The 23213-nt window shown below is 71.8% G+C and carries 27 protein-coding genes and 1 tRNA gene; 15 read left to right on the top strand and 13 right to left on the bottom strand.

Annotated elements, in window-relative coordinates; genetic code table 11:
- The first annotated feature begins 3 nt into the window (after positions 1–3).
- Positions 4–510, top strand: coding sequence for a DUF1269 domain-containing protein (locus ACZ5UI_RS10850; protein WP_464197125.1), 507 nt, complete (start codon positions 4–6; stop codon positions 508–510).
- An 82-nt stretch (positions 511–592) separates the two neighbouring features.
- Here the strand turns inward: ACZ5UI_RS10850 and ACZ5UI_RS10845 are convergent, their stop codons facing one another.
- Complete coding sequence (locus ACZ5UI_RS10845) at positions 593–889, bottom strand: hypothetical protein (protein ID WP_464197123.1); 297 nt, start codon at positions 887–889, stop codon at positions 593–595.
- A 180-nt stretch (positions 890–1069) separates the two neighbouring features.
- On the opposite strand from ACZ5UI_RS10845, the gene ACZ5UI_RS10840 reads away from it, so the two are divergent.
- From ACZ5UI_RS10840 to ACZ5UI_RS10830, 3 genes are all read left to right on the top strand, one after another.
- Positions 1070–1519, top strand: coding sequence for a hypothetical protein (locus tag ACZ5UI_RS10840; RefSeq protein ID WP_464197121.1), 450 nt, complete (start codon positions 1070–1072; stop codon positions 1517–1519).
- Positions 1516–2268, top strand: coding sequence for a hypothetical protein (locus tag ACZ5UI_RS10835; RefSeq protein ID WP_464197119.1), 753 nt, complete (start codon positions 1516–1518; stop codon positions 2266–2268). The genes ACZ5UI_RS10840 and ACZ5UI_RS10835 overlap by 4 nt, the downstream gene beginning before the upstream one ends.
- Positions 2269–2430: 162 nt before the next feature.
- Positions 2431–3981 carry a hypothetical protein gene (locus ACZ5UI_RS10830; RefSeq protein WP_464197117.1) on the top strand — a complete coding sequence of 517 codons (1551 nt, stop codon included), beginning with the start codon at positions 2431–2433 and terminating at the stop codon, positions 3979–3981.
- Here the strand turns inward: ACZ5UI_RS10830 and ACZ5UI_RS10825 are convergent.
- From ACZ5UI_RS10825 to ACZ5UI_RS10815, 3 genes are read right to left on the bottom strand one after another with little or no spacing between them, the layout of a single operon-like run.
- Positions 3971–4381 carry a (R)-mandelonitrile lyase gene (locus ACZ5UI_RS10825; protein WP_464197115.1) on the bottom strand — a complete coding sequence of 137 codons (411 nt, stop codon included), beginning with the start codon at positions 4379–4381 and terminating at the stop codon, positions 3971–3973. The genes ACZ5UI_RS10830 and ACZ5UI_RS10825 overlap by 11 nt on opposite strands.
- 4 nt (positions 4382–4385) lie before the next feature.
- Entirely contained in the window at positions 4386–5267 is an 882-nt protein-coding gene (locus ACZ5UI_RS10820) for an aldo/keto reductase (RefSeq protein ID WP_464197113.1), read from the bottom strand.
- Positions 5268–5280: 13 nt separating this feature from the next.
- Complete coding sequence (locus ACZ5UI_RS10815; RefSeq protein WP_464197111.1) at positions 5281–6126, bottom strand: helix-turn-helix transcriptional regulator; 846 nt, start codon at positions 6124–6126, stop codon at positions 5281–5283.
- Between the two features lie 129 nt (positions 6127–6255).
- On the opposite strand from ACZ5UI_RS10815, the gene ACZ5UI_RS10810 reads away from it, so the two are divergent.
- Both ACZ5UI_RS10810 and ACZ5UI_RS10805 read left to right on the top strand, forming a co-directional pair.
- A complete protein-coding gene (locus tag ACZ5UI_RS10810; RefSeq protein ID WP_464197109.1) occupies positions 6256–6987 on the top strand; it encodes an SDR family oxidoreductase in 732 nt (243 codons plus the stop codon).
- 149 nt (positions 6988–7136) lie between these two features.
- Complete coding sequence (locus tag ACZ5UI_RS10805) at positions 7137–7688, top strand: flavodoxin (protein ID WP_464197804.1); 552 nt, start codon at positions 7137–7139, stop codon at positions 7686–7688.
- A gap of 23 nt (positions 7689–7711) precedes the next feature.
- Here the strand turns inward: ACZ5UI_RS10805 and ACZ5UI_RS10800 are convergent, their stop codons facing one another.
- Positions 7712–8404 (bottom strand): hypothetical protein, encoded by a 693-nt coding sequence (locus tag ACZ5UI_RS10800; protein WP_464197107.1) that lies wholly within the window; start codon positions 8402–8404, stop codon positions 7712–7714.
- A gap of 308 nt (positions 8405–8712) precedes the next feature.
- Positions 8713–9618, bottom strand: a complete 906-nt coding sequence (locus tag ACZ5UI_RS10795; protein ID WP_464197105.1) for a TolB family protein — start codon at positions 9616–9618, stop codon at positions 8713–8715.
- Between the two features lie 93 nt (positions 9619–9711).
- Here ACZ5UI_RS10795 and ACZ5UI_RS10790 point away from each other — a divergent pair, with 93 nt between their 5' ends.
- Entirely contained in the window at positions 9712–10485 is a 774-nt protein-coding gene (locus tag ACZ5UI_RS10790; RefSeq protein ID WP_464197103.1) for a hypothetical protein, read from the top strand.
- A gap of 346 nt (positions 10486–10831) precedes the next feature.
- On the opposite strand, the gene ACZ5UI_RS10785 is transcribed toward ACZ5UI_RS10790, so the two are convergent.
- The 6 genes from ACZ5UI_RS10785 to ACZ5UI_RS10760 form a co-directional block, all read right to left on the bottom strand.
- Positions 10832–10905, bottom strand: a tRNA-Met gene (locus tag ACZ5UI_RS10785).
- Between the two features lie 33 nt (positions 10906–10938).
- A complete protein-coding gene (locus ACZ5UI_RS10780; RefSeq protein ID WP_464197101.1) occupies positions 10939–11640 on the bottom strand; it encodes a L,D-transpeptidase in 702 nt (233 codons plus the stop codon).
- A gap of 14 nt (positions 11641–11654) precedes the next feature.
- Entirely contained in the window at positions 11655–12737 is a 1083-nt protein-coding gene (locus ACZ5UI_RS10775) for an ice-binding family protein (protein ID WP_464197099.1), read from the bottom strand.
- A 139-nt stretch (positions 12738–12876) separates the two neighbouring features.
- Positions 12877–13473, bottom strand: a complete 597-nt coding sequence (locus ACZ5UI_RS10770; RefSeq protein WP_464197097.1) for an ANTAR domain-containing response regulator — start codon at positions 13471–13473, stop codon at positions 12877–12879.
- 49 nt (positions 13474–13522) lie between these two features.
- Positions 13523–14353, bottom strand: a complete 831-nt coding sequence (locus ACZ5UI_RS10765; protein WP_464197095.1) for an aldo/keto reductase — start codon at positions 14351–14353, stop codon at positions 13523–13525.
- 10 nt (positions 14354–14363) lie between these two features.
- Positions 14364–14804 (bottom strand): Fur family transcriptional regulator, encoded by a 441-nt coding sequence (locus ACZ5UI_RS10760; RefSeq protein ID WP_464197093.1) that lies wholly within the window; start codon positions 14802–14804, stop codon positions 14364–14366.
- 74 nt (positions 14805–14878) lie between these two features.
- On the opposite strand from ACZ5UI_RS10760, the gene ACZ5UI_RS10755 reads away from it, so the two are divergent.
- From ACZ5UI_RS10755 to aspS, 8 genes are read left to right on the top strand one after another with little or no spacing between them, the layout of a single operon-like run.
- Positions 14879–15352: a metal-dependent transcriptional regulator gene (locus ACZ5UI_RS10755; RefSeq protein ID WP_464197091.1), complete on the top strand. Its 474-nt coding sequence runs from the start codon at positions 14879–14881 to the stop codon at positions 15350–15352.
- Positions 15353–15365: 13 nt separating this feature from the next.
- A complete protein-coding gene (locus ACZ5UI_RS10750) occupies positions 15366–15713 on the top strand; it encodes a hypothetical protein (protein ID WP_464197089.1) in 348 nt (115 codons plus the stop codon).
- Positions 15710–16657, top strand: coding sequence for an aminopeptidase (locus ACZ5UI_RS10745; protein ID WP_464197087.1), 948 nt, complete (start codon positions 15710–15712; stop codon positions 16655–16657). Before ACZ5UI_RS10750 ends, ACZ5UI_RS10745 begins: the two co-directional genes overlap by 4 nt.
- Complete coding sequence (locus ACZ5UI_RS10740) at positions 16654–17526, top strand: glutamate formimidoyltransferase (RefSeq protein WP_464197085.1); 873 nt, start codon at positions 16654–16656, stop codon at positions 17524–17526. Before ACZ5UI_RS10745 ends, ACZ5UI_RS10740 begins: the two co-directional genes overlap by 4 nt.
- A 55-nt stretch (positions 17527–17581) precedes the next feature.
- Complete coding sequence (locus tag ACZ5UI_RS10735) at positions 17582–17911, top strand: hypothetical protein (protein WP_464197083.1); 330 nt, start codon at positions 17582–17584, stop codon at positions 17909–17911.
- Positions 17908–18558, top strand: a complete 651-nt coding sequence (locus ACZ5UI_RS10730; protein WP_464197081.1) for an MBL fold metallo-hydrolase — start codon at positions 17908–17910, stop codon at positions 18556–18558. The genes ACZ5UI_RS10735 and ACZ5UI_RS10730 overlap by 4 nt, the downstream gene beginning before the upstream one ends.
- Positions 18555–19799 (top strand): histidine--tRNA ligase, encoded by a 1245-nt coding sequence (gene hisS, locus ACZ5UI_RS10725; protein ID WP_464197079.1) that lies wholly within the window; start codon positions 18555–18557, stop codon positions 19797–19799. Before ACZ5UI_RS10730 ends, hisS begins: the two co-directional genes overlap by 4 nt.
- On the top strand, positions 19796–21547 hold the full coding sequence (aspS, locus tag ACZ5UI_RS10720) for an aspartate--tRNA ligase (protein WP_464197077.1): 1752 nt from the start codon (positions 19796–19798) through the stop codon (positions 21545–21547). The genes hisS and aspS overlap by 4 nt, the downstream gene beginning before the upstream one ends.
- Here the strand turns inward: aspS and ACZ5UI_RS10715 are convergent.
- On the bottom strand, positions 21534–23132 hold the full coding sequence (locus tag ACZ5UI_RS10715) for a sensor domain-containing diguanylate cyclase (protein WP_464197075.1): 1599 nt from the start codon (positions 23130–23132) through the stop codon (positions 21534–21536). The genes aspS and ACZ5UI_RS10715 overlap by 14 nt on opposite strands.
- Positions 23133–23213 lie beyond the last annotated feature (81 nt).

The raw sequence follows: 23213 nt of genomic DNA, 5'->3' as shown, positions 1-23213 counted from the left end.
CCGATGGCCGAGCTGATCGCCGTGGCCTATCAGGACCTGCCCACGGCACGCGCCGTCGTCGCGAGCCTGGGCAGACCCGAGAAGCGACGTGCGATCGACCTGCAGGACTGCGTCATCGTGGAGAGCCGGCCAGGCGGGAAGGTGAAGCTGCACCAACCCTCCCTGGCCGGCATCCGGGCTCCCGGCGGCACCCGATGGGGCGACCTGATCGGGCTCATCTCCCTGCTCCCCGTGTTCAGCCAGGTCGTGGGCGCCGCCGCCGGCCTGGCCCCGGATGCCCTCAGCGAGGTCGGCCTCGGCGTCCAGTTCCCCGACGAGTTCGCCGTGACCGTGCCGTCCGGCGCGGCGGTGATGGTGCTGCTGGTCCGGCGGGCTCCCGACGAACGCGACCTCGCGACGATCCAGACACCGGGAGCGATCGTCACGACCTCGTTGTCCGATGACCAGGAGCTCCACCTACGGGAGGCACTGCACGCGGCCGGCGCGCGCGGGTCGACACGGTTCGCGTGAGCCGGTCTTGACGCCGTGTGCGCGCGTTGCGCGACGGGTCTCGACCCGAGTATCGACGACGACCGCGGACGCGATTGTGGATTCAGTCGTGCATCGCTGCCGCGTACCAGGCGGTGATGCACGTCGCGACGGCTGCCAGCTCGCTGGGGGGCTCCGGCAGGCCCATCCGATCCTGCGCCCGCGACAGGTATTCAGCGATCGCGGCCGCATCGGCGCCACCGTGCAAGCAGTCCACGATGCCTGCGGCATAGCGGTCGTACTCGTTCTGCGCATCGGGTGCCCCGCGGACCCCGGTGGGGTCCCACTGCTCCATGAGCAGGGCACGCAGCCCACGGCCGCCTCGTTGCTTCCACCACTGGTGCTGGTCTTCGAGATTCATCCAGGGATCCAATTGCGCAATCGAGCAGGCGGGTGGTGCGGATCAACACACGGATGGTTCGCGAAGTCGTCCGAGTCGGTGACCTGCGAGTTGCGGTGGAGCGGTGTCCGTCCCATGAAGCGGGCAGCGGATCCAGAAGATCCGTCCCAAGCGCACAGGTATAACGGGGCTGTGCCACTCATGTACAGCCCGGCGACCGCGCCTGCTGACTGGATCGTTGAGTCCGGGATCCCGTGGGGGCAGCTGGTCAGCTTCGGCCCTCTCGGGTTCCCGGCGTACGCGCGGCTGCGTTTCCTGCCCGATCCCGCATACGAGGGCCAGAGCGAGAACGATGTCACGATCGTTGGGCGGTGGTTCGACGACGAGCGGCATCCGATGCGCAGCTACTTCCTCTTTCGCGGACCGCTGTCCGATGTCGGCAAGTGGGGCGACGGCTTCTCTGATCGCCACGATCAGTGGGAGCCGGCGTTCGTCTGGCCAGCCGACCGGGCCTGGTGCGTCGCCAAGGACGTGGACCCGCACCCCGCCGGAATCGGAGCCGCGAGCGCCGTGATCGACCAGCTCATCGCCGATCCTCGGCTAGACGCGGTCAGGGCTGACCCCGCCCAAGACCAGCCCGACTATCAGTGAGCGAGCTCACGGTGATGGACCTGGCCGAGTTCGTCGCACCTGTCGTCGGTCTCCTGCCGTCGGTGCCCGACGAGGATGAACTTCTGTTCACGCCCGAGACGGTGCCCGAACTGCCGGCCGAGCTCCGAACCACCTCGCTCACAGCGGCCGCCTCCTACGGCAGCATGCACCGCGGCAACCTGCACTACGACTCCATCGGACTTGGCGGCGAACGAGCCGGATTGCGCGACCTCGGAATCCTCATCTTCGCCGCCGTCTTGCAGGCGCGTGCCGTCACCCTCCAACTGGCGGGGCCCGACCGCGACGACTTCGGCCAGCACTCGCTGAACCAGCTCAAGGTGAGGGGCGCCCTGACCGCGCTCGACGCGACCGGGCCGAACTCCCTGGCCATCCAAGCGAGGGCATACTCCTACCGGTCGACACCGCGACGCGCCTACTGGCCATTCGTTGATCGCGCGCTGCGCGACTCCGACCTCCCCTCGATCGACTGGGCCGCCGATCGGATGCACGCCCCCGACGAGCGCTACGTCATCCACGCCGCCGACGAGTTCGAAGGTTTCGGCGGCCCCGCCGAAAGCTGCCTGCTCGCCGAACTTCTTCTCGACATCGGACATCCCGACAACCGCGACGTGCTGTGGAAGCTCGAGGGCTTCCCTGGGGTCCCGGGCGTCTCTGCCGGAAGCGCGGAGCTGCAACTCATGGTCACGGCCGAACCCCTGGACTGGATCGACGGAGCGCACCGACGATGAGCCCACACGCTGCCACCCGGCGGTGCGTCGGCCGGGAGAGAGTCGCCGAGATTCGGGAGCCGTTTGCGTGCTGACGTGAGCCGCGGCGCCGCCCGGTAGGGTGCGCTCATGCGGCGGGTGGGACGTGCGCGGTCGTATCTGTTGGCTGTGTGTGGGACGGCCGTGCTCATCGCCGGCATCGGTCCGACGGTTACCGCGAACGCGGCCGCTCGATCCGGCTCGCCGGGACTGTGCACGGGCATCCGCGGTAACGGCGATCGGATCTTCTCCCACTTCGGCGCGCTGGCCCGGATCGTCGAGCAGTACGGGCCGGTGCGGTGCTCGGCGGGCGGGTCGTCGGGCAGCATCACGACGTTCCTGATCGACAGCGTCGATCGCAATCCGGCGGTCAGCCGCTGCGGCCGCGCGCGCTGCCGGCCCGCCCAGGTCGCCGAGCGCGAAGCGCTGCTCTACAAGTCGATGTCGGGGCTGACGGATGTCGGCATCGGCGCCGACGTGCGCACGGTGATCGCGTTGGTGGACCGGATCCGGTCTGAGGGCATCGGCGCGAAGCTCGGCACCGATCCGGCCGCCGCGGTGCAGGCCTTCGGGGCGGTGCTCGACGACTTCGGCGATGCGATCAACCCGCAGGTCGAGCTGCTGCTGGCTCAGTCGCCCGACCCGGCCTACCACGTGCAGGACATCATCAGCGGGCTGCAGGACGCGCTGGCCTTCAAGGCCGCCAGCCCCATGGTCTTCGTGCGCCCGAGCCTCTTGAACTGGAAGGTGGTCGTGCGGCTGCTGGGCCGGGTGGGCGACTTCTACGCCGGCTACGGGCCGGCCCACGACGCCCGGTTGCGCCGGTGGCTGGACGCCTGCGCCGAACGCAGCAGAGGGCTGACGTGGACCCAGGCCAAGCGACTGCACACCGCGTCTGGCTCGTGCGGGTCGCGGTTCGCCTACCTGTACGACCGCTACGAGCGCGCCTACCGGGCGCACCCGCCGGCCCGCAGCCGCCTCGACGATCGCATCGGCGACCGTCTGCCGATGTTCGCCGTGACCGGGATGCTGGCCAACGAGACGCCGGCCTGGAAGGCCGCTCGGGCGCAGTACGCGGCCGCCCAACCGGTCACGTTCACGCCGAGCTTCTCCGACGTCCGCTTCGGTTACTACGGCCGCACCAGCGACCTACGCCGCATCAAACAGGGGCTGGCGCGCATGTTTCCCACCGATGTCGTCACCGAGCGGTTCCGCTCGCTGGGCCCGGCGACCTGGCGCACGATCCTCAGCACCTCGCCCGCCGAGCCCGGACTGTCGGCGGCCGTGCCGCTGCGCAACGTCCTGACCGTGGGCGGCTGGGCCGACCCACTGCGCGTGCAGACGCTCAAGGCCTTCGGCGCCCGCGACGTCATCACGATCATCAAACGCGGCGTGGACGAGCCGGGTGGCTTCACCTACGAGGTCCCGCACATCCTCGGCGCCACCGACGCCGAGCTGGCCCGGCTGTACTCGCTGACCGACCCGACCAGCGCCGAGAGCGTCGGCCTCACCGTCGCCGACGGCGTCTGGTGCACGAACTGGGACAACATGCCCGCCGGCGACACGGCAGCCCAGTTCGACGACGCCTACAACGCGCCGATGCGCACCGACGACCCGCGCCTGCTGCGCGGCTACCGGCATGCAGCGCGCGACGTGCCGTTCATCGGCTGCCAGCTCGGCGCCACTACCGACTGATCGCGGCGCCGTACTCCTCGTCGGTGACGTGCTCGCCCCAGGTCACCGGTGAGCCCGTGTCGTCGGCCTCCTGCATGGCGATGTGGGTCATGAAGCGGGTCGGGGCGGCGCCGTGCCAGTGGTTCTCGGCGGGTTCGAAGTAGACGCGGTCGCCCGGGCGGATGACCTCGATCGGGCCGCCTTCGCGCTGGCACAGGCCTTGGCCTTCGGTGACGTAGATCGTCTGCCCGAAGGGGTGGGTGTGCCAGGCCGTGCGGGCGCCGGGCGTGAAGTGCACGCTGGCGGCGGCCAGGCGCGAGGCCGGGTCGGCGATGGCAGCGACAGCGTCGACGTAGACGTCGCCGGTGAACCAGTCGGCCGGGCCCTTGACGGTGTCGACGCTGTTGCGGGTGATCTGCATGCGGTCAGGCCTCCGGGATGTCGCGGCCGAATGCCTCGAGGGTGATGTCATCGGGCTCGGGGCCGCCGCGCCGGCCGGTGTCCAGGGCGTCGATCGCGGCGAGCTCGTCGGCGGCCAGCTCGAAGTCGAAGACGTCGAGGTTCTCGGCGATGCGCTGCGGCTTGGTCGACTTGGGGATGACCGATCGGCCGTGCTGCAGGCCCCAGCGCAGCATCACCTGCGCCGGCGACTTGCCGTGCGCCTCGGCGATCGCGCCGATGACCGGGTCCTCCAGGGCGCTGCGGTGGCCGCTGTCGCGATAGAAGGTGATGCCGCCGATCGGCGACCAGGCCTGGGCCAGGATGCCGTGCTGCTCGCCGAACGCCTGGACGTCGGCCTGGGAGAAGTAGGGGTGCTGCTCGATCTGGTTGACCGCCGGTACGACGCTGGCCTGCTCGAGCAGCGCGGTCAGGTGGTCGACCATGAAGTTGCTGACCCCGATGGCGCGGACCTTGCCATCGGTCAGCAGCGTCTCCAGCGCGCGGTAGGCCTCCAGCGTCTTGTCGAACGCGGACGGCAGCGCCTGGTGGAGGATCAGCAGGTCGATCTGATCGAGGCCGAGCTTGCCGGCCGACTTCTCGAACGCGTGCAGCGTCTCGTCGTAGCCGTAGTCGCTGATCCAGACCTTCGTCTCCACGAACACGTCGGCGCGGTCGACCGGCGAGGCGGCCAGTGCCTCGCCGACCTCGCGCTCGTTGCCGTAGGCGGCGGCGGTGTCGATGTGGCGGTAGCCGATGTCGAGTGCGGCCGCGACGGCGTCGCGGGTCTCGTCGGGCGGGGTCTGGAACACGCCCAGACCGAGGGCGGGGAGCTCGACGTCGTTGTTGAGCTTGATGGTCGGAGTCATGGTCAGGGTGCTCCTAGGCGGTGGGGGTGGCGGTCCAGCTGGCCAGGAGGTCCAGGGCCTGCTGGGACGCGGATTCAGGCTCGGCGGTGTAGAGCGCCAGGCGCAGGCCGTCGTCGGCGTCGATGGTCAGCGTCTCGTAGCTGAGCTCGACCTCGCCGACGACCGGATGGTGCAGGCGCTTCGTGCCGGTGCGGTGGAAGCGGACGTTGTGGGCGGCCCAGCGCACGCGGAACTCGTCGCTGCGGGTGGACAGCTCGCCGATCAGGTCCTGCAGGTCGCGGTCATACGGGTTGCGACCGGCCTGGGAGCGCAGGTTGGCCACCAGCTCGGAGGCCAGGCGGTCCCACTCGGGGTAGAACTCGCGCGCGGCGGGATCCAGGAACAGGAACCGGGCGCTGTTGACCGGTTGCTCGGGGCTGTCGAACACCGGTGCGTACAGCGCGCGGCCGAGCGGGTTGGCGGCCAGGTAGTCGCCGCGCACGGTGCTGACGATCGCCGGCGCCTCGATCTGCTCCAGCAGGCGTTCCACGACGGGACGAACGCGCTTCCGGGCCGGCCGGGGGCGGCGCGTGACGATCGGGCTGGCGGCGCGGGCGAGGTCGAACAGGTGCGCGCGCTCGGCCTCGTCGAGCTGCAGCGCGCGGGCCAGGGACTCCAGGACGAGCTCGGAGACGCCGCTGACCTGACCGCGTTCCAGGCGGCGGTAGTAGTCGGCGCTGACGCCGGCCAGCGAGGCGACCTCCTCGCGCCGCAACCCGGGAACGCGCCGCTGTCCGTAGCTGGGCAGGCCGGCCTGCTCCGGCGAGATCCGGGCGCGGCGGCTGGCCAGGAACTCGGAGATGTCGGTGGCGGCGTTCACGGTGTCGGTCTTCCCGTCCAGGGCGGCGATGACTCCACGGTAGACCTCCGGCCCCGTCGGTGAGGGGGCTTGTCAATCCCCCTCTGACAGGGCCTCCCAGGGGCGCGCGAGAGCGGGCACAGTGAAGGCATGACCACGAATCGAAGCGGCCGAGTGGCCGTCATCACGGGCGCCTCGTCGGGCATCGGCGAGGCAACCGCCAGAGCGCTGGCCGCCGACGGCTACCGGCTCGCCCTGCTGGCCCGCCGCGCCGATCGCGTCCGGGCCCTGGCCGACGAGCTCGGCGACGACGCGATCGCCATCCAGGCCGACGTCACCGACCGCGACTCGCTGCGCGCGGCGGCGCAGCGCGTGCAGACCGAGCTGGGCGGCGCCGACGTCCTCGTCAACAACGCCGGCGTGATGCTGCTGGCCCCGTTCGTCTCCGACCAGCGCGCCGAGCACCGCCAGATGGTCGAGACCAACCTCCTGGGCGCGATGACCGCCACGGAGGTGTTCCTCGACCAGCTGCGCGACGGCGAGGGCGACCTCGTCAACATCTCGTCGGTGGCCGGTCGCACCGCTCGCGCCGGGAACGCCGTCTACGCCGCCACCAAGTGGGGCATGAACGGCTGGTCCGAAGCCCTGCGCCAGGAGCTCCAGCCGGGCGTGCGCGTCACCGTCGTCGAACCCGGGGCGGTGGCCACCGAGCTGCCCGACCACATCACCCACGCGGACACCAAGACCGGCATCGACGCCTTCTACGACGAGACCGCCATCCCGGCCGACGCGATCGCGCAGATCATCGCGTTCGCGCTGTCGCGCCCGCACAGCGTGTCGCTCAACGAGATCCTCGTTCGCCCCACCGCGCAGCAGCTCTGATCGTGGGCGGCGAACTCCCCACCGCGCTCGATCGACGTTCGTTCCTGGCCGCCGGCCTGGCCACGATGGCCGCCCTGCCGCTGGGCGGCTGCGGCAGCTCGGCAGGCACGCAGCAGACGGCCATCGCCGCGACGCCGCGGCGCGGCGCGATGCTGCTGGCCTACTTCTCGCGACCGGGGGAGAACTACTGGAACGGCGGGCGCCGCGACCTGAAGGTCGGCAACACCGAGGTGCTCGCGCGCAAGATCCGCCAACGCCTGAAGTGCGACGTCCATCGCATCCAGGCCGCCGATCCCTACCCAGACGACTACGACCAGACCGTCGCGCGCAACGTCCGCGAGCAGGACGCCGATGCGCGCCCGGCGATCGCCGACCCGTTGGCGTCGATCGACCGCTACGACACGATCCTGCTGGCCAGCCCGATCTGGAACGTCCGCCCGCCGATGATCATGGACACCTTCGCCGACCGGTTCGACTTCTCCGGCAAGCGCGTGCTGCCGGTCGTGACGTACGCCGTCAGCGGTCTCGGCGACGCGCCGCAGGTCTACAGCGCGGCCTGCCCGGGCGCGCGCATCGGAGCGGGTCTTGCCGTGCGCGGCGAGGAGGTCCGCACCGCTGCTGCCGACCGGGCGCTCGGCGCATGGCTCCGACGCACCGCCCTCGAAGGCGGACGTCGTCTACCAGCGCGGCGTCAACCCTAAGCGACCGGCGTGTTGGGCGAGTGTCAGCTCAGCTGGCGCCCCACTCGACGACTTCCTTGGCGCCAGCTGAGGTGGCCGCCGCGCAGCCGCAGCGAGGTCGGGTCGATGTCGCGTCCGCCTGCGATGGTCGTACGCGTCCTGGTCCCGGGGTGGCTGACGTAGACGCGGACGAGGCCGCCCGGCTTCGCGCACCTGCCGGTCGGGGTGGCCCGGGAGAACGCCACCGCGCCGGGGTAGGGGCAGCTGGTCCAGGCGACGGTGCCGTCATTGGCGACGCGCAGCGCTCCGATCCCGGAGCGCGGGCCAGGCCCAGCTAACGCGAAGACGACCTCGACGCGGGTGTTGCGCATGTCCCATCCATGTATGCGCGTCTCGCACGTCGGCGACTCTCCAGCGGGGCAGGCGTCAAGTGCGTAGCCGAGGAACGGCCCGGCAAGCGCCAGACGTGGCGGCAGCGTCGCGATGACATTGTCGTAGGGATCGTCGAGCCGGATGTCCTGGGGGCCCATCAATCCGGACGCGGAGCGCACGCAGGCGTGCAGCCGAAACGGGCGCCCGGGGAACTGCGTCTGGCCTCGAGCCCCGTAGACGCGTACCCACGCATTCTCTGCGACGGTCGGCCGGGTCGCGCCTGCGCAGGTGGTGTCGCCGCGGGCGCTCGTTGCCGGCGCGGCCGACACGATCACGGCCGCGCACATCCCGGCGACGGCTGGCATCGAGCGATTGGGGACTAGGGGCAATTCGGATCGTTGGCGGTCGTGCGCGTGTAGCCGTGAGGGACCTTGGTGACCACCCATCCGCGGGACACCCTGGATCGAGACGAGGATCGACTCGCGCTTGCGGGGCGGGTGCACGGGACGTTGTCGTCGGTGTACCCGATCTCTTCGAGTTTGCGGGCCCACCCACTCTCACGCTCAACACCGGGACGCCAGCCCCGTGACGCGTCGTCGCTGAAGCGGAGGGCCAGCGCCAGGCGCTCAGCCAGCTCCATCGCGTCGAAGTTACTGCTACCGCCTGCGGGTGCTCAGGGCATCCACGCGCACTGCCATCCGGCGATGGCGTTGGCCTGCAGGATCGTGCCGCTTGTCGAGAGGATCCCGATCGACAGGGGGCTGCCGAACGCTGACGCCGTGGCGCAGACCATCGTGCCGTCGGGCGAGAAGCTGGGATCGGCGTAGCCCGGGACCAGTCCCGAGGCGGTCCCGCCTGTCGCGGGCGCGAAGACGATGCCGGCGGGCCAGATCGCATTGGGATTGGTCTGCGGCTTGACGACGGCGAGCGCCAGCGTGGTTCCCGACGGCGATAGCGATAGACCGCCACCAAGGCTCCAGCCCGAGGGCAGCTTCAGCGGGATCTGGGTCACCCGCCCGCCGGTGGCGGCGACGCTGCGCAGCTGCGCCTGCCCAGTGTTCTGCCCGCGCGTCTCCTTTAGGGCAACGAACAGCAGACGCTGCCCGTTGGCCGTCCACACGGGGGTCGTCAGCATCCAACCCGGCGCCTGCGTCGTGCCGGAGGCGACGCGCTTGGGCGTGCCGCCGCCGACCGGCACGACGTACACGGAGCCGCCGGACATGTAGGCGAGCTTCAGGCCGTTGGGAGAGAAGACCGGGTCCATGCCGAGGTTGGCGACCTGCGAGTCCGTCCCACCGGCTGCAGGGATGACGCGGATCGACGCGTTGATCGGCGTCGGGTCCGACCACTGGTAGACCAGTTGGCTGCCGTTAGGCGACCATTCGGGGGCGTTGGCCTGGTTGCCCGCCACCACCAGCTGCGGCGTCCCTCCTGCGAGGGTTGTCGTGTAGATGCCCCCGCCGGCACCGCTGCTGACGTAGGCGATCGTCCCGCTGGCTTGTGCCAGGGCGCCGGACGGGACGGCGAGAGCGGCGGCGACAAGCGCCACAGTGGTGAGAAACGGGCGGGTGACGCGCATGGTGCGAATGATTGCATTTTCTGGAGCATTGCGCCGCCCGGGGGAGTCTCCAGTCTCGGAACGCGCTGATGCCACCCTGGCATCATGCGGCTCATGCGTCGCTTCCTCCCGCTCCTCGGACTTCTGCTCGTCGCCGTAGCGCCGGCCTCCGCCTTGGCGGCGGGGCCGACGATCCACCCCGAGATGGTCGTGCATCAGCGCGCTGATCAGCGTGTGGAGCTGACCCTGGGCGTCGATCACGATCGCGGCGGCATGGTTCATTACCGGGCACAGGTCCGAGTCCTGGACGGGAACGATCGTGTGGTGGCCGAGGGGCGTCAGAGGGCGTCGTCGCGAGCCGCCGGGACCAAGCACACCGTGGCGCCTCGCATCGTCCTCTCGCGCCACGACAGCGGTGTCGTGCGGCAGCTGATGCGCAAGGGCGGCCGGCTGCGGGCGCGGGTCGACTACCGCGCGACGATCGCCGGGCGCACTCTCAAGGCGACCGCCATGGTGATGGGCGGGGTATACACGTCCAACGTCGCGATCAGCCAGGGCTCGGCGGGGGCGCCAATCAACGTGGTCGTCACGCAGACGTATCCCTCTCCAGGACAGCCCGTCAGCGGGACGAACTGCCAGACGAGCTTCCCGACAGCGACGATCCTGCAGGTTGGATGCGACCAGGGAACCCTGAACCTGGTGGCGGACGGGGGCGGCTTCTCCGAGACCAACTTCTCCAGCACCAACGTGTCCCTGGGGACCCTCGGCCAGTTCGGCGGTCAGTTGTTCGAGGGCGGTGGGGTCCAGGGCACCCTGGTGATCGTCAACGGGCAGGTCACGCAGATGCAGCTCTCGGGCAGCGGCGGCAGTGGCCCGTTGGCGCCCTGACGGCGAGCACCAGCCCGTGCGGGCGCGAAAGCGCAGCGAAGAGGCGGGCGCCGACATCGCTGCGGCCACTGTTGGCGCTGCAGCTGCCGTGGGCGGAGGTCTCGCGTTGCCTCCCTTCGGTGCGCTCGTGGGCCCTCTGGTGAGCGCCGCGACGCGGAGATCGTTGTACGACAACGACAAACCGTGCACACATCTGCATCCCGCCTCGTGGCGACCAGATGGCTTGTTGCCCACGGCATCCGGTAAGGGGGCTCGGGTCGCGGCGTAGCGGCTCGGCTCGGGCCTGATTGCGGACCTGCTGTTTCCCGAAGACACAGAAAACCCCCGCTGTGCAGGGCTTTTGTGATGCCGGAGGAGGGACTCGAACCCCCGACACGCGGATTATGATTCCGCTGCTCTAACCGACTGAGCTACTCCGGCGGGGAAGGAGGCAGTGTAGCCCGCCTTCGTCGGTCACCGGGTGATGGTCACGGGCGCGCCGGGCCCGACGTGACGGACGAGCCAGCTGACCGTCGCGTTGTCGATGCGCACGCAGCCGTGGGAGACCGCGGTGCCCGGGACGCCGCCGACGTTGCCGAGGCCGTGCAGGGCGATCTGGCCGGGGCCGCCGGCGAACTCCTGCAGGACGGTCGAGCGGGCCGAGAGGGCGAGCGCGTAGGGCGCGCCGACGGCGGTGGCGCCCAGCGTGATGACCTCCTCGACGAAGAACGTGCCGTGGGGGGTGGGGGTGGACGGCTTGCCGACGACCACGGTGACGCGGCGGACCGAATCGCCGTTGCGGTAGACGGTCATCAGCCGGCGACCGGTGCTCACCACGATGTGCCAGCTCGTCTGGGAGACGCGGGTCGAGCGCTCGCGGATCCAGGCGGTGCGGCCGTTGGGGCGGCCGGGAAGCTGTACGTGCAGCCATGGCCGCCCATCGAGGTCGTCGCGCCGGCCCACGACCGGGAGGGTCGTGCGCTCGTGGGTCAACGGGCGACGCTCGCTCACCGAGTCGACCGGGGTGGCGGTCGCATCCGGACGGGCGAACACCGTGTGTCCCTGCGTCAACTCCACCAGCTCTTGCGTGCGGGCCGGACTGGCCGCCGCCAGGCCGGGCGACGTGCCCGCCACCGCCGGAAGGGCGGTGGCGAGCACGGTCGCCGCGGCAGTCATGCGACGCAACCCGATCAGCCGGTGATGCCCACGGGGCCGCGCGGCCGCCGGGCGGTGCCGGTGGGCGAGTCGTCGGCCGCGGCCTGACGGCGCGCTGCGCGCTGACGGGCGGCCTTGGCCCGGCGCTTGTCGGCCGCCTTGCGGGCGGCGATGGCCCGCTTCTTGGCCGCGGCGGCCGCGGCCTTCTTCTTATCGGCTGCCACCTTGGCGGCCGTGGCCTTCGCGGCCGCGGCGGCGCTGGCGTCGCTCGCCGCCTTGGACGCGGCCACGGCCTGGGCGGTCGCGGCCGTCTGGGCGGACGCGGCTGCGGCGGCGGCGGCGTCGGCATCAGCGGCGGTCGCCGACGCGGTCGTGGTGTCGTCCGGGGTGGGCGTCGGGGTCGGGACGGGCGGCGGCGGCGGCGCCGAGGCGCACAGGGGGCGGGTGATCGTGTCGTTGTCCAGCGTGACCGCGCCGTTGAGGGCCAGGGCGCGCCCGAAGATCGTCACCGAGTTGGTCACGGTGATCGAGTCGTCGGCCAGGATCGAGCCACGGAACGTGGAGCCCGTGCCCAGCGTCGCGGAGCTGCCGATCTGCCAGAAGACGTTGCAGGCCTGGGTGCCGTTGACGAGGTTGACGGTGCTCGCCGAGGCGGTGGTCAGCGTCGAGCCCGCCTTGAAGACGAAGACCGCGTCGGGATCGCCGCCGCCGTTCAACGTCACCGCGCCCGTGAGGCCGATCGACGTGGCCGATTCGTAGACGCCGGGAACCAGCAGCTGGCCGCCGAGGTCGGCGACGATCGGAATCGGCGGGCCCTGTCCCGCGGCGTTGTTGAAGCCGGTCTGCAGAGCGGGCTTGGCCAGCTGCGTGACGGCGTCGCCGCCATGGTTGACGCCGGTGATGCTGAACCCGCCCGCGCCGGTGATCGTCGTGGTCGGGAACGTGCCGATGTCGCCGGTCAGCGTCGTCGAGCCGGTGTTGGTGATGCCGGAGCCGGCGAGGACGGCGAAACCGCCGGCGGTGCCGAGCGGGACGGCGGTGGCCGCCGAGGCGGCGCTGGGGAGGACGGCAACGGTCAGCAGTGCGGCGCCGACGGCCCAGATCCTGGGGTGGAGCATCGTGAGGCCCTTCTCAACATGAGCGTGGTACGCGCCAAGGCAACGCCTTGACTCGATCTGCTCCGGCCTGCTCTGTTGAGGACGGACCTGCTGTCGGGCCGGTGGTTGCGGCCCAACACAAGCAGCTTAGCGATGAAACCTAATCCTGAACGGGCGCCAATAGCAGCACATGGCTGTTGACCACGGCCAGCGCCACCTCGCTGAGCTTGAGCCCGTTGCCCTGTGAGTGGCTGCGCAGCATCGAGAAGGCGCGGTCCGCGCCGATGGCGTGTCGGCCCATGAGGATCCCCTTGGCCTGCTCGATCACGGCGCGCCGGCCGAACGCGCCCTGCAGCCCGTGGTACTCGGCGAAGCGCTCGAGCGTGATGTCGATCGCGCTCTGCAGCTCGTCGGGCGTCGTATCGACGATGTAGGCGAACACGCCGCGCCGCGCCGCCTCGCGTACGTAGTCCGGCTCCTCGGTGGCCAGGAGCGCGATCACCGGGCACGCCGCCTCGTGGACGATCCGCTCGATCAGCTCCAGCGCGTGGGCTGATGATTCGCCCAAGCCGACGAGGGCCACGTCCGGCTCCAACTCCGCGGTCACCGCCCCGACCGTGTCGACATCGACCTCGTGGGCGATCACCTCGTGTCCCAGGGCGGCCACCACCGCCGCGAGCAGCGCGAGCCGGTCACGGCGTTCGTTGGCGATCAGGACGCGCAGCCGTTGAGCGCCGTTCGGTGCTTCGCGCTGCATGTGCGGGCCCCCCTGCCGGTAAAACCGCGAAGGGCGAGCATACGCGCGCTCAGCCGCCCGCGCTGAACGTGTCCGGATCGGGTCCGACGCGGCGGCCGACGTCGAGCTTGGCCAGCGTGGCCATCTCGTCGTCGGTCAGCTCGAAGCCGAAGACGTCGATGTTGGAGCGGATGCGCTCGGGCGTGACGGACTTGGGGATCACGACGTTGCCGAGCTGGACGTGCCAGCGGAGGATCGCCTGGGCCGGTGAGGTGCCGTGGGCGTCGGCGATCGCGGTGATCGTCTCGTCGTCGAGCAACTCGCCCTGGGCCAGCGGGCTCCAGGCCTCGGTGAGGATCCCGTGCTCGGCGTGGAAGGCGCGCAGCTCGGCCTGCTGGAGCAGCGGGTGCAGCTCGATCTGGTTGATCGCCGGCACGACGTCGCTGGCCTCGAGCAGGCGCTGCAGGTCGGGGACCCGGAAGTTGGAGACGCCGATCGCCTTGGCCCGGCCGGCGGCGTGCACCTCTTCCAGCGCGCGCCACGAGTCCAGGAAGCGGTCCTTCTCGGGCATCGGCCAGTGGATCAGGTACAGGTCGACGTACTCCAGCCCGAGGCGCTCGAGGCTCTGGTCGAACGCGGCCAGCGCGGGCTCGTAGCCCTGGTCGCTGTTCCACAGCTTCGTGGTCACGAACAGCTCCTCGCGCGCGACACCGGCCTCGCGCAGGGCCTGGCCGACGCCCTCCTCGTTGCGGTACGCGGCGGCGGTGTCGATCGACCGGTACCCGGCCTCGATCGCGGTGACCACCGGGGCGACGGTCTCGTCGGGCGCAACCTGGAAGACGCCGAAGCCGACCTGCGGGATGGCGGCGCCGGTGTTCAGCGCCAGCGTGGGAACGGGCATGCCCCGCAGGCTAGGAGCGGCAGGCCGCGCACAGCCCGTGCACGACCGTGTCGGCGCGCTCGGGCTCGAAGCCGGCCTCGCGGGCCGCGGCCAGGACCGCGGACTCGTCGACGGAGGCGTCGATGTCGGCGACGGCGCCACAGCGGGTGCACACGACGTGGTGATGCGGATGCGTGCGCGGGTCGTACAGGATCGCGCCGCCGCCGGCGCTGACGCGGCGGACGCTGCCCAGCTCTTCGAGCAGGTCCATCGTCGCGTAGATCGTCGGCAGCGACACGCCCGGGAGGCGGTCGCTGACGGCGGTCAGCACCTGCTCGGCCGTCACGTGCGTGTCGAGCTCGCGGACCACGCGGGCGATCGTGAGACGCTGCGGCGTGACGCGCTGACCGCGCTCGCGCAGGGCGGCGCACAGGGCGTCCTCGGGAATCTGGATCTTCGCCACGTCCGACATCGCGGTAAAGCCTAGCAACAGGTGCACAAGCGTTAGGCCGCAGCTATTTTGATTCGCTTGTTATAGTGGCGACTATGTCGACGCCTCCGGAGCCTCAGAACGACCTGCGTCCGCCGAGCCCGGCCGAGGCCCGGTACCTCGAGGTCATGGGCCGTCTGGGCAAGCACAACGCTCCGGTCGCCGGTGCCGCGATCGCCCGCTCCCTGGGCCTGTCCGCGCCGACCGTCCACGAGATGCTCCGCCGCCTGGAGACCGACGGCTTCATCCAGCGCGCCGAGGGGCGCGGCTGGTCGATGACCGCGGACGGCCGCCGCCAGGCCGACGCCGTCCGCCGCCGCCGCCGCGTCGTCGAGCACTTCCTGCGGACCGTCCTCGACGTCCCCGAGGACGAGGTCGCCACCGAGGCCGACGCGCTGCTCACCGCGGTGTCGCCGAACCTCGAGGACCGCCTGCGCGCCGCGAGCTGGCCGGGCGAGCGCCCGTGTGGCGAGCTCGCCCGTGCGACCGAGCGCCCCGCGCGCTTCGTCGCCGCATCGCGCCGCCCGTAGCATCCACGGCCTCATGGGCCGCATCCAGAAGCTGCGCGACAAGGTCGGGCTGACCGACAAGAAGCTGCTCGCCACCGGGACGGTCGCGCGCGGACGCGTCGTCGAGGTGACGCCGACCAACGTCGTCACCGGCATCGCGCAGAAGTTCATGGTCTGCGATGTCGAGGTCGACGTGGAGCTGGACGGCGAGCGCTGGCGCGCGAGCTGCAAGCACCCGATCCACCTGCGCGAGGTCGAGGCCTTCCAGCGCGGCCATGAGGTCGTCGTGGTGCGGGTCAACCCGGATGACCGCACGAACATCGCGCTGGACTTCGCGGCCGACGCGCCCCCCAAGCCCAAGCGCAAGGGGTTGTTCCGATGAGCGAGCCAGATCTGAGCGCCGCCGTGCAGACCACGCTGCGGCGCTGCCTGGCCGTGCAGCCGGGCGAGGACGTGCTGATCGTCGCCGACGCGTCCAAGGCCGACATCGGCCACGCGCTGCGCGACGAGGCCGAGCGCATGGGGGCCGACGCCACGCTGGCCATCACCACCGCGCGTCCCGTCAACGGCGAGGAGCCGCCGGCCAGCGTCGCGGCAGCGATGGTCGCCGCCGACGTGTTCATCGCGCCGACGAGCTGGTCGATCTCTCACACGCGGGCGCGCAAGGCGGCCAGCGAGGCCGGCACCCGCGGCGCGACGATGCCCACGGTCACGCGCGACATGCTCGCGCGCCTGATGACCGCCGATTTCGACGTGCTCGGACCGCGGTCGCGGGCGATCGCCGACCTGCTCACCGCCGCCGACACCGCGCACGTCACCTGCCCGCGCGGCACCGACTTCCGCCTGGATCTGAGCGGCCGCGTCGCGATCGCCGACGACGGAGACCTGACCGAGCCGGGCGCGTTCGGGAACCTGCCCTGCGGCGAGGGCTTCATCGCCCCACTGGCCGGTGAGGGCACGGTCGTGGCCTCGAGCCTGGCCTCGATCGGCCTGGCCGACCCGCCCGCGGTGCTGACCGTCGAGGGCGGCAACCTGACGATGGCCGAGGGGTTGGCGGGCGCCCAGCTGCTGGCCACCTTGCGCGGCGCCGGCGAGCGCGGCCCGAACCTGGCCGAGCTCGGCGTCGGCACCAACGAGCGTGCCGGCCTGACCGGCAACATCCTCGAGGACGAGAAGATGCTCGGCACCGTGCACGTCGCGTTCGGGGCGAGCGCGGCGATCGGGGGGACCGTCGCGGTTCCCGTGCATCTCGACGTGCTGGTCCTCGACGCGACGCTGACCATCGGGGACACGCTGGTCCTGGACGGCGGGCGCCTGCTGCTGTGAGCGGCCCGCTGATCGCCGTCCCCAACGTCTCGGAGGGACGCGATCCGCTGGTCCTGGCCGCGATCGGCGACGCCTTCACGCGCGCCGGCGCGCGCGTGCTCGACGTGCACTCCGATCCCGACCATCATCGGTCGGTGTTCACGCTGGCCGGGGCGCCCGGGCAGCTGGCCGCGGCGTTGACGGCCGGCGCGCGCGAGGCGGTCGCGCTGATCGACGTCGCCGACCACGCCGGCATCCACCCGCACGTCGGCGCGATCGACGTCGCGCCGATCGTGCACGTCACGCCCGACGAGCGGGGCGCGGCGGCCGCCGAGGCGCTGGTGCTGGCCGAGCTCCTGGGCACGCAGCTCGAGCTGCCGGTCTTCCTGTACGGCGCGCTGGGCGGCGGGCGCACGCGGGCCGAGGTGCGCCGGGGCGGTCCGGCGCGGCTGGCCGCGCGGATGGCCGGCGCCGAGCTGCGCCCCGACTTCGGTCCGCCGGCGCCGCATCCGACCGCGGGCGCGACGCTGGTGGCCGCGCGCCCGCCGCTGATCGCCTTCAACCTCGAGCTCGCCCCGCCGGCGACGCTGCAGGACGCCAAGCGCATCGCCGCGGCGATCCGCGAGGGCGGCAGCGACGGCCTGCCGGGCCTGCGGGCGATCGGCCTGGAACTGGCGGCGCGGGGCGGGGTCGCGCAGGTGTCGATGAACGTCGAGGACCACGTCGCGCTGCCGCTCGCGCGCGTCGTGGAGGCCGTCGCCGCGCACGCGCCGGTGGCCGAAGCCGAGGTGATCGGTCTGCCGCCGCAGGCGGCATTCGCCGGATTCCCCGACGATCTGCCAATTCGCAACCGCAGAACGTTGGAATCGGCTCTGACGCCGATACGCTAGGAACATGGCCCAGACGAAGCGCCGGCGTACGAAGCACCGCGGCAACGCTGCCGGCATGATCGAGACCCGCGGGCGCACGGGCCGCAAGCCCACCGCCGCGGAGAACAAGTCCGCCGGCACCGGCGGGCGCGGCGGCGCAGCCGGCAAGGGCAACCGCTTCGACAAGCCGCCCAGCTGGCGTGCGTCGATCAACCGCGCGCTCGTCGCCGTCGTCTTCTTCGCCATCCTGCTGCTGGTGATTCCCGGCTTCTCGGTCAAGCCCCTGGCGATCATCCCGCTGGCCGCGGTGATGCTGGCCATCTACATCCCGATGGGCTTCTACACCGACCAGTACATGTACCGGCGCCGGCAGCGCAAGCTGGCTGAGGGGACGCTGACCAAGTGAGCCTCGACGTGCGCATGCTCACCGTCGGGCCGCTGCAGGAGAACGCCTACCTGCTGCGCCCGTCCGGGAGCCAGCGCGCGCTGCTCGTCGACCCCGGCGACGAGGCCGAGCGCCTGCTCGGGGTGATCGCCGAGCTCGGCGTCGAGCTCGACGCGATCCTGCTGACGCACACGCATTTCGACCACGTCGGCGCCGTCGCCGAGGTGGCCCGCGGGACCGGCGCCCCGGTGTACGTGCCCGAGCTCGAGCGCGAGGTGCTGGCCAACATCAACGACTACGTCCGGTTCCCCGGCTTCGGGCCCTTCGAGGACTACGAGGCCGACGAGACGGTGGCCGGCGGCGAGCGGCTGCAGCTGGCGGGCCTGGACATCGACGTGATCTTCACGCCCGGCCACAGCCCGGGCCACGTGACCTACAGCATCGACGGCGAGAACGCGATCTTCTCCGGCGACGTCCTGTTCCAGGGCTCGGTCGGCCGCGTGGATCTGCCCGGCGGCGACTGGCCCACGCTGGCCGCCTCCATCCAGACCCTGCTGGACCGCCACGACGACGACACGCGCGTCCATCCGGGCCACATGGGGCTGACGACGCTCGGAGCCGAGCGCGCGACCAATCCGTTCCTGGCCGAGATCGCCGCCGGCCGGTGAGCGAGAAGCTGCAGGCGCCGCGCGGCACGCAGGACGTGCTGCCCGAGCAGTCGGCCGCGCGTGCGGTCCTGGAGGAGCGCGCCCGCGAGGTGCTCGAGCAGGCCGGCTACGCGCGCATCGAGACGCCGATCTTCGAGCACACCGAGCTGTTCTCGCGCGGCGTGGGCGAGTCGACCGACATCGTCCAGAAGGAGATGTACACCTTCCAGGACGGCGGCGGCCGGTCGCTGACGCTGCGCCCGGAGGGGACCGCCGCGGTCTGCCGCTCCTACGTCGAGCACGGCATGCACAAGCAGGCCCAGCCGGTGAAGCTCTGGTACCTCGGGCCGTTCTTCCGTTACGAGCGCGCCCAGGCCGGCCGCTACCGCCAGTTCTGGCAGATCGGCGCCGAGGCGCTGGGCGCCGAGGACCCCGCGGTCGACGCCGAGTCGATCCTGCTGCTGGCCACGCTGCTGGGGGAGGTCGGCGCCCGCGGCGTGCACGTGCGCGTCTCCAGCCTCGGCCGCCTGGAGTCGCGCATGGTCTACCGCGCCGCGTTGCAGGAGCACCTGCGCGCGCACGCGGGCGAGCTGAGCGAGGAGGTGCGGGGCCGGATCGACCTGAACCCGTTGCGCGCCTTCGACTCAGACCATCCCGGCACGCAGGAGGTGATGCGCACGGCGCCGCTGCTGCGCGACTTCCTGGAGGCCGACGACGCCGAGCACTTCGCCACCGTGCGCGCGCTGCTGGACGCCGGGAACGTCTCCTACGAGGTCGATCCGACGCTCGTCCGCGGCCTGGACTACTACGCGCGCACCGTCTTCGAGATCCACTCCACCGAGCTCGGCGCCCAGTCGGCGCTGGGCGGCGGCGGCCGCTACGACGGCCTGGTGCAGCAGATCGGCGGCCCGCCGACGCCCGGGATGGGCTGGGCCGCCGGGGTCGAGCGCATCCTGCTGGCCGGGGGCTCGCCGCCGCACGCCGCGCCGCCGGTCGACCTGCTCGTGGCCGGGCCGATCGGCCCCGACCAGTTCCGCGTCGTCGCCGACGCGCGCCGGGCCGGGCTGGGCGCCCAGCTGGACCTGGCCGGACGCTCGCTGAAGGGCGTGCTCAAGCAGGCCAACCGGATCGACGCCCGCTACGTTGCCTGGATGCACGAGGACGGGTCATGGGAGCTCAAGGAGATGCAGGGCGGCGAGCAGTTCGCGGTCGCCGATGCCGACGCGATCGTCCGTGACGTCCTGAGGGGGCCGAGCCTGTGAAGCGCCCGCCGCGCGAGAACCGCTACCGCGACACGTGGGCCGGTGACGTCGACGCGTCGCGCGCCGGCCAGGAGCTGCGCGTGGCCGGCTGGGTCAACCGCCGGCGCGACCACGGCGGCCTGATCTTCATCGACCTGCGCGATCGGTCCGGGATCCTCCAGCTGGTCTTCCATCCGCAGACGAGCGGTGCCGCGTTCGCGGAGGCCGAGAAGCTGCGCTCCGAGCACGTCATCTCCGTCCGCGGCACGCTCGTGCTGCGCGAGGAGGGCAACGTCAACCCGAACCTGGGCACCGGCGCGGTCGAGCTGCAGGTGGCCGAGCTGGAGCTGCTGGCCAGCGCCGAGACGCCCCCGTTCCCGGTCGACGAGGACACCTACGTCGACGAGAACACGCGCCTGACCAACCGCGTGATCGATCTGCGCCGCGAGTCGATGCGCGACGCGCTGGTGCTGCGCGACGCGATCACCCGCGAGATGCGCACGGTGCTGGCCGAGGCGGACTTCCTGGAGATCGAGACCCCGATCCTGACGCGCTCCACGCCCGAGGGCGCGCGCGACTTCCTCGTGCCCGCGCGCCTGCAGCCGGGCAGCTTCTACGCGCTGCCGCAGTCGCCGCAGCTGTTCAAGCAGCTGCTCATGATCGGCGGCTACGAGCGCTACTTCCAGATCGCCCGCTGCTTCCGCGACGAGGACCTGCGCGCCGACCGTCAGCCCGAGTTCACCCAGCTCGACATCGAGATGTCCTTCGTCGAGGAGGAGGACGTGATCGGGCTGATCGAGCCGCTCATGGAGCGCGTGTTCGCGATCTCCGGCTTCCCGGTCCCGCCGACGCCGTGGCCGCGCATGCCCTACGACGAGGCGATGGCCAAGTACGGCTCCGACCGCCCGGACCTGCGCTTCGGGCTGGAGATCCACGACCTGTCCGACGCGCTGCGCGCCAGCGAGTTCCAGGTCTTCCGGGGCGCGATCGAGGGCGGCGGGGTGGTGCGCGGCTTCAACGTCGGGCCGCGCGAGACGCCGCGCAAGGAGCTCGACGAGCTGACCGAGCTGGCCAAGTCGCGTGGCGCCAAGGGCCTGGTCTGGGCCTTCGTGCAGGCCGGTGGCGTGTGGCGCTCGCCGATCGCCAAGTTCCTGTCCGACGAGGAGATGCAGGCGATCTCCTCGCAGCTGGGGGCCAGCGAGGGCGACCTGTTGCTCGCCGTGGCCGACGACCCCGCCACCGCGGCCGACGCCCTCGGCACGCTGCGACTGAAGCTCGGCACGCCCGACGCAGCGAAGCACGTCCCGGTGTGGGTGGTCGACTTCCCCGCGTTCGGCTGGAACAAGGACGAGGGCCGCTGGGACGCGCTGCACCACCCGTTCACCGCGCCCGTCGGGGACCTCGACGACCCCGGCTCGCTGCGCTCGCGCGCCTACGACCTGGTGGTCGACGGCTCCGAGCTGGGCGGCGGGTCGATTCGTATCCACGACTCGGCCGTGCAGTCGCGCGTGTTCGAGATCCTGGGCATCGACGCCGACGAGGCCGAGGCCCGCTTCGGGTTCCTGCTCGACGCGCTCAAGTACGGCGCGCCGCCGCACGGCGGCATCGCCTTCGGCCTGGACCGCGTCGCCGCGATCATGGCCGGGCGCGACTCGATCCGCGACGTGATCGCCTTCCCGAAGACGGCCAGCGGCGGCGACCCGCTGACCGGCGCGCCCGCGCCGGTCGACGCCAGGCAGCTCCGCGAGCTCGGCCTCAGGCCGGCGTAGCGACCGGCGCGACCGCGCCGATCGACTCGACCCGGTTGCGGCCGCGCTCCTTGGCCGCGTACAGCGCGCGGTCGGCCTGGCGCATCAGCTCCTCCGACGTCGCGGCCGAGTCGGGCATGACGGCGACCCCGAAGCTCGCGGTGATCGCTCGGTCCACGCCGGCGACGTCGATGCGCTCGACGGTCGCGCGCAGGTGGTCGGCCAGCTTCAGCGCGCCGGCCAGCGGCGTGTCGGGGGCCAGCACGAGCAGCTCCTCGCCGCCCTGGCGACCGACGAAGTCGCTCGCCCGCACCGCCCCCTGCAGCGCGGCCGCCACCGCGGCCAGGACGTCGTCGCCGCGGTCGTGCCCGTACAGGTCGTTGATCTGCTTGAAGTGGTCCAGGTCGATGGCGACCGCGGTCAGCGGCGTGCCCGTGCGCGCGGCCTGGGCGAACATGCGCCGCAGGTTGTCGTCGATCGCGCGCCGGTTGGGCAGCCCGGTGAGCGCGTCGGTGGCCGCGCGCGACTCGGCGATGGCGATCGTGCGCAGGTTGCCCAGCACGGGCGCGGCGATCGTGACCGAGTCGGTCATGCGGTCGCGGGCCTGATCGTCGAACGGCTCCGGCTGGCGCGACAGCACGGACCCGATCACCTCGCCCGAGACGAGCAGCGGCGCGCACAGGCGCTCGCGCGTGTCGCCGCACAGCTCGCAGGTCAGCAGCGGGTTCTCGCCGGCGCGCTCCTCGTGGGCGCGGCCCAGGCGCACGGCCAGGCAGTCCCGCGGGCCCGCGTCGCGCAGACGCTCGGCCAGCGGGTCGTCCTCGGACAGGACCGTCATCGGCTCGAGCCGGTTGGCGCTGTTGTTGCGGTTGAGCACGGCGACGTCGCGCCCCGGGCGCCAGCGCTCCAGGTGGCGCTTGAGCAGCGCGTTGGCCTCCGCCTCGGAGGAGACGATCGACATGGTCTGGCTGAACTCCAGCTGGCTCTCGCGGTAGCGGCGCTCGGCCGCCTCGCGCTCGACCTCGCCGCGCGTGTGGCGCCGCCACCAGACCAGGCCGGCCAGCCCGAGCACGGCGAACACGACGAGGCTGATGCCGACCGACAGGGCAGCGGCCACGCGCTGGTCGTGGACGCGCTCGCGGTTGAGCTCGTTCTGCATGCCCGACACCTGGTTGCGGAAGCCGTCCATCAGCCTCTTGCGGCCCAGCGCCGCCTCCAGGGACGGCGCGTGCGGTCCCTTGGCGCGGACGTCGACGACCACGCCGTCGGCCGACAGGCGCCACCGGTCGGCCAGCGCGATCGCCGCGGCCAGCCGCTTGAGCAGCTCCTGGTTGCCCGCGCCCTCCGAGCGGATCGAGGCGGCGGCCCGCGCCTCCCCGCGGCGACCGACCCGCAGGGGCGCCAGGAACGACTCCTGGCCGGTCAGCTGGAAGCCGCGCAGGCCGGTCTCCTGGTCGAGCATGCTGGTCAGCAGCTGCTGGGTGGCCTGCATCCGGGTGGCCGCGTGCGTAGCGCTGCGGCGCTGGACGTCGGCGGCGAACCACACGGCGCCGCCGACCGCGATGGCGGCGACGAGGATCAGCAGGCGGGCCCGGAACTGGCTCATTCGATGGGGTAGTCGGCAGGATGAGATCGACCTGCACCTTTCTCGTCGTCCGGCGGACGCGGACGGGCCTCCCGCGTGCCG

Source organism: Conexibacter sp. JCM 18997 (assembly GCF_055391915.1).
This window is presented reverse-complemented; position numbering and strand designations above follow the sequence as displayed.

Excerpts from the sequence above, each read along its gene's own strand:
- ACZ5UI_RS10850 (WP_464197125.1), top strand. The coding sequence starts at position 4 with ATGGCCGAGCTGATCGCCGTGGCCTATCAGGACCTGCCCACGGCACGC.
- ACZ5UI_RS10845 (WP_464197123.1), bottom strand. The coding sequence starts at position 889 with ATGAATCTCGAAGACCAGCACCAGTGGTGGAAGCAACGAGGCGGCCGT.
- ACZ5UI_RS10840 (WP_464197121.1), top strand. The coding sequence starts at position 1,070 with ATGTACAGCCCGGCGACCGCGCCTGCTGACTGGATCGTTGAGTCCGGG.
- ACZ5UI_RS10825 (WP_464197115.1), bottom strand. The coding sequence starts at position 4,381 with ATGCAGATCACCCGCAACAGCGTCGACACCGTCAAGGGCCCGGCCGAC.
- ACZ5UI_RS10820 (WP_464197113.1), bottom strand. The coding sequence starts at position 5,267 with ATGACTCCGACCATCAAGCTCAACAACGACGTCGAGCTCCCCGCCCTC.
- ACZ5UI_RS10810 (WP_464197109.1), top strand. The coding sequence starts at position 6,256 with ATGACCACGAATCGAAGCGGCCGAGTGGCCGTCATCACGGGCGCCTCG.
- ACZ5UI_RS10805 (WP_464197804.1), top strand. The coding sequence starts at position 7,137 with ATGCTGCTGGCCTACTTCTCGCGACCGGGGGAGAACTACTGGAACGGC.
- ACZ5UI_RS10800 (WP_464197107.1), bottom strand. The coding sequence starts at position 8,404 with ATGCCAGCCGTCGCCGGGATGTGCGCGGCCGTGATCGTGTCGGCCGCG.
- ACZ5UI_RS10795 (WP_464197105.1), bottom strand. The coding sequence starts at position 9,618 with ATGCGCGTCACCCGCCCGTTTCTCACCACTGTGGCGCTTGTCGCCGCC.
- ACZ5UI_RS10790 (WP_464197103.1), top strand. The coding sequence starts at position 9,712 with ATGCGTCGCTTCCTCCCGCTCCTCGGACTTCTGCTCGTCGCCGTAGCG.
- ACZ5UI_RS10780 (WP_464197101.1), bottom strand. The coding sequence starts at position 11,640 with ATGACTGCCGCGGCGACCGTGCTCGCCACCGCCCTTCCGGCGGTGGCG.
- ACZ5UI_RS10775 (WP_464197099.1), bottom strand. The coding sequence starts at position 12,737 with ATGCTCCACCCCAGGATCTGGGCCGTCGGCGCCGCACTGCTGACCGTT.
- ACZ5UI_RS10770 (WP_464197097.1), bottom strand. The coding sequence starts at position 13,473 with ATGCAGCGCGAAGCACCGAACGGCGCTCAACGGCTGCGCGTCCTGATC.
- ACZ5UI_RS10765 (WP_464197095.1), bottom strand. The coding sequence starts at position 14,353 with ATGCCCGTTCCCACGCTGGCGCTGAACACCGGCGCCGCCATCCCGCAG.
- ACZ5UI_RS10760 (WP_464197093.1), bottom strand. The coding sequence starts at position 14,804 with ATGTCGGACGTGGCGAAGATCCAGATTCCCGAGGACGCCCTGTGCGCC.
- ACZ5UI_RS10755 (WP_464197091.1), top strand. The coding sequence starts at position 14,879 with ATGTCGACGCCTCCGGAGCCTCAGAACGACCTGCGTCCGCCGAGCCCG.
- ACZ5UI_RS10750 (WP_464197089.1), top strand. The coding sequence starts at position 15,366 with ATGGGCCGCATCCAGAAGCTGCGCGACAAGGTCGGGCTGACCGACAAG.
- ACZ5UI_RS10745 (WP_464197087.1), top strand. The coding sequence starts at position 15,710 with ATGAGCGAGCCAGATCTGAGCGCCGCCGTGCAGACCACGCTGCGGCGC.
- ACZ5UI_RS10735 (WP_464197083.1), top strand. The coding sequence starts at position 17,582 with ATGATCGAGACCCGCGGGCGCACGGGCCGCAAGCCCACCGCCGCGGAG.
- ACZ5UI_RS10715 (WP_464197075.1), bottom strand. The coding sequence starts at position 23,132 with ATGAGCCAGTTCCGGGCCCGCCTGCTGATCCTCGTCGCCGCCATCGCG.